Here is a 3,337-nt window from a genome sequence, read left to right on the forward strand (position 1 = left end):
ATCGCCAAGCCGGAGGTCATCACCTCCATCGGAACCCGCCAATGGGCGCAGGTCAGTATTTAGGACGCCTGGTATGAGAAGCGCAGTGCGGCGACGATGCTGTTCATGGTTGGCGCCGGAACGCCGGTCTCGCGCTGCTCGACCTGGAACAGGCGCACATCCTCCGCCGTCGCCGTAGCCGGCGAGCGCCCCAGGAAGGTGGCGAAGCGTCCGACGTCACGGATGTAGTTGCGCTGGGTCTCGTGCGAAAACCGGCGCGTGTTCATGTCGTCGATCAACCGCTGGCGCAGCGGGCTGATGTGCGCAGCAACGATAAGCTTGGTCATGGGATGGCTCCTTTTGGTGGAGGAGCCAGGATGCTCAGAGCTCGACGAGAGCCGCCAATCTCACGCGCTACGTTGCTGGTCTTGCGGCGCCATCAACCCCAAGCGCCCTCCCGCGAAGCGGGTTCGTTCTTCGGCCAAAGTCTGCCGCTGCGCGCCCTTCCCACCCGCTGAACGTGGTATTCTCGACGGATACTTGATGCCGCGATGGGCGTTGTGCGAACGATCATCCGAGAACTTGGTGTGGGGTGACGCGGTCCAGAGCTAGCTTGGCGGCTTCATCATAAGGCGCGACGCCACCGCGCCTTATGATGAAGCTATGGGCGCAAGGCGCGCGAAGGCGCCCTCGACGATCGTGGCGAACAGGCCGGCCTCTCCGTAGGCGCGGGCCGTCAGCATGGCTCCGTACACGGTGGACATGAAGATCTGCGCCTCCACCTTCGCCGGCAGCGCCAAGGCGAACCGACCCGCGCCGGCGCCCTGCTCAAGGACGCGCTCCAGCCAATCGGAGAGGACTTGGAAGTGCGTCTGCACCTCCTCCAGCAGGTCCGCCGGCAGGGCGGGCGCCTCGGCCGCGAGGATGGCGGCGACGCAGAAGGAGGCCGAACCGTCGCGGATGCATTGTTCCCAAAACCCGGTGTAGAGGCGCAGCTGCTGCAGGGGGTCGTACCCGGCCGCAGCCAACGCCTCGGCCTGGCTGGTGAGCACGATGCGGGATTGGGCGACGACGGCCCTAGCCAAATCCGACTTAGCCGGGAAATGATGGTGGATGCTGGCCTTGCGCACGCCCACGACCTCGGCGACGTCCGCATAGCTGAAGCCGGTATAGCCACGGCTCATGATCAGGGCGCGCCCCGTCTGGAGGATGTGCTCGCGGGTGGTCGTCATGCGGGTATGGCTCTCCATCTCCGAAATAGGGAAGTGACGAAGGCCGCGCCAGCAAGCGACTCAACGGAGCATGCGATACCGCTTGACCGGGCTGCCTACTAGTCGGTAGACGACGGTAGAGGTGCCCGCCTATGAGCCTGTCCAGCCTGACACCAAGTTCCGCCCCCGCCCCGAGCGGCTCGCTCCGCGCCTTTTATCTGCTACGGGCCGGGTTCGCTTTCGCGTGGCTGGCGGCAGCGCTGGTCTTGGGTGGGCGCAGCACGACTGTGAGCGTGCTCCTCCTCAGCGGCTACGTCGCCTGGGACGCCTGCGCCAACCTGATCGACATGCGCCGAGCTCAGGACGGCCAAAGTGTCCGCTGGCAGCGCTTGAACGCCGGTTTGAGCGTCATGGCCGCTCTGGGCGTCGCGGCGGGCCTTGTCTTGGGCATGGCGCTGGCGGTCGGCGTGTTCGGGGCCTGGGCCCTGGGATCGGGTTTGCTCCAGCTCACCGTCGCTGTTGGACGTCGCCGAACATCCAAGGGTCAGGCCTTCATGATCCTCAGCGGCGCCCAATCGGCGCTGGCGGGCCTCTTCTTCATCGCCGTGGCGCTCACTCCCCGGCCCGGCATCGCCCAGATCGCGCCCTACGCCGCCTTTGGAGGGCTCTACTTCCTCCTCGCTGCGGGAATGCTGGTGCGTTGGCGCCAACCCGGGCAAGACAGTGTGGGCGCAACGCTAGGCTCTGACATGACGGCCTGACCTCGCCTGCAGAACGATTCTGACCGCTGCCCTTCACCGGCAAGCCGAGAGACCTTGCTAGCGTAAAGATTTCCTGTTCAGGCAGAATGTCCGCGCTGACTGGCGGCGTTGCGCCCAGAACGAGCCGTCGAGCCGGGCTGATCGGCTCTCGGAAGCGGTCAGGCAACCTTCCCCGAGGAAAGCCAAACCTGCTCGGCAAGGCTCCGTGAAACGTAACGGGCAGCGCTAGAACGGACCTCCGAGATGCGAGCGGCAGGCGCCGGATACGAAGTTTTTCACCTGCCGGCGCGCGTCGAAGTCAAGGCGCCCGGACCCCCGTTCACCCAGCCCTGGAGGGCTAGCCCTCGGCCCTGAGCCACGCCATCCGCGAGCTGGAAGCACGGCTGGGCGCCAGGCTCCTGAACCGCACCACCCGCAGCGTCGCGCTGACCGACGCCGGCCAAGCGCTGTTCGACCGGCTCCGGCCCGCCTTCGCCGACATCGCTGGCGCGGTGGAGGCGGTGCGCGCCTATCACGACCGGCCCTCCGGGACGGTGCGGATCAACCTGCCAAAGCTCGCGGCGCACAGGGTCCTGGCCCCCGCCTTCGGCCGCTTCGCGCGCGCCTACCCCGAGGTGCGGCTGGAGGTGACGGTGGACGACGGCCTGACCGACATCGTGGCGGGCGGCTTCGACGCAGGGGTGCGGCCAGGCGAGCGGCTGCAGTGCGACATGGTGGCCGTGCGGATCACGCCGGACCTGCGCACCTCCGTCGTAGGCTCGCCCACCTATCTCGCCGTCCGCTCCCCGCCCCTGACGCCGGAGGACCTGCAGCACCACACCTGCATCAACTATCGCTGGAGCGGCGGCGGCGCCCTCTACCGCTGGCCGTTCGAGCGCGAGGGAAAGGCGTTCGACGTCCAGGTGGAAGGGCCGCTCACGCTCAACGACACCGACCTGATCCTGGCGGCGGCGCTGGACGGGATGGGCCTGGCCTGCCTGCTGGAGGACCGAGTGGCTCCAGACCTCGCCGCGGGCCGCCTGGTGCGCGTCCTGGAGGACTGGAGCCCGACCTTTCCCGGTTTCTTCCTCTACTACGCCGGCCGTCGACAGACGCCCCCAGCGCTCCGCGCGTTGATCGACTTCCTGCAGATCGCCAAGCGCAGCGATCTATAGGAGATCGCGCGCGCCTCTAGCCCACGTGCGCTCCGCACGGCCGCCGTACAGTCGTTGGACAAGGGTTAAGCGGGCCCTGTCGTCGTTACGGGATCTCGTTCGCCGTCATATGAAAACGGCGAGGGCGATCGCGACGAGAACCAGGCCACAAAGCACTTATACCAGCCGCCTGAAGCCCTGACTCCCGGCAGGGATTCCCAAGGAGCGCGGAACGTGAGTCGATGAGGGCTCA

The 3,337-nt window shown here is 67.1% G+C and carries 4 protein-coding genes and 1 pseudogene; 3 read left to right on the forward strand and 2 right to left on the reverse strand.

From position 1 onward, the window contains the following. Window positions 1-59: 59 nt before the first annotated feature. Both HUV06_RS15270 and HUV06_RS15275 read right to left on the reverse strand, forming a co-directional pair. Complete coding sequence (locus tag HUV06_RS15270; RefSeq protein WP_174302100.1) at window positions 60-326, reverse strand: phage integrase N-terminal SAM-like domain-containing protein; 267 nt, start codon at window positions 324-326, stop codon at window positions 60-62. Between the two features lie 303 nt (window positions 327-629). Next, window positions 630-1,211 (reverse strand): TetR/AcrR family transcriptional regulator, encoded by a 582-nt coding sequence (locus HUV06_RS15275; RefSeq protein WP_174302101.1) that lies wholly within the window; start codon window positions 1,209-1,211, stop codon window positions 630-632. Window positions 1,212-1,483: 272 nt separating this feature from the next. On the opposite strand from HUV06_RS15275, the gene HUV06_RS15280 reads away from it, so the two are divergent. From HUV06_RS15280 to HUV06_RS15290, 3 genes and pseudogenes are all read left to right on the forward strand, one after another. Further along, window positions 1,484-1,951 (forward strand): DUF308 domain-containing protein, encoded by a 468-nt coding sequence (locus tag HUV06_RS15280; RefSeq protein WP_217433920.1) that lies wholly within the window; start codon window positions 1,484-1,486, stop codon window positions 1,949-1,951. A 350-nt stretch (window positions 1,952-2,301) separates the two neighbouring features. Next, a pseudogene (locus tag HUV06_RS16715) lies at window positions 2,302-2,382 on the forward strand (LysR family transcriptional regulator); the annotation flags it as partial. A gap of 69 nt (window positions 2,383-2,451) precedes the next feature. Next, window positions 2,452-3,105 (forward strand): LysR substrate-binding domain-containing protein, encoded by a 654-nt coding sequence (locus HUV06_RS15290; RefSeq protein WP_174302103.1) that lies wholly within the window; start codon window positions 2,452-2,454, stop codon window positions 3,103-3,105. The last annotated feature ends 232 nt before the right edge of the window (window positions 3,106-3,337 follow it).

The sequence above is a fragment of the Caulobacter sp. S45 genome (assembly GCF_903642205.1).
Classification (GTDB): domain Bacteria; phylum Pseudomonadota; class Alphaproteobacteria; order Caulobacterales; family Caulobacteraceae; genus CAHJWH01.

Bases quoted from the DNA above. Each gene is read 5' to 3' on its own strand.
- HUV06_RS15270 (WP_174302100.1), bottom strand. From the start codon at position 326: ATGACCAAGCTTATCGTTGCTGCGCACATCAGCCCGCTGCGCCAGCGG.
- HUV06_RS15275 (WP_174302101.1), bottom strand. From the start codon at position 1,211: ATGACGACCACCCGCGAGCACATCCTCCAGACGGGGCGCGCCCTGATC.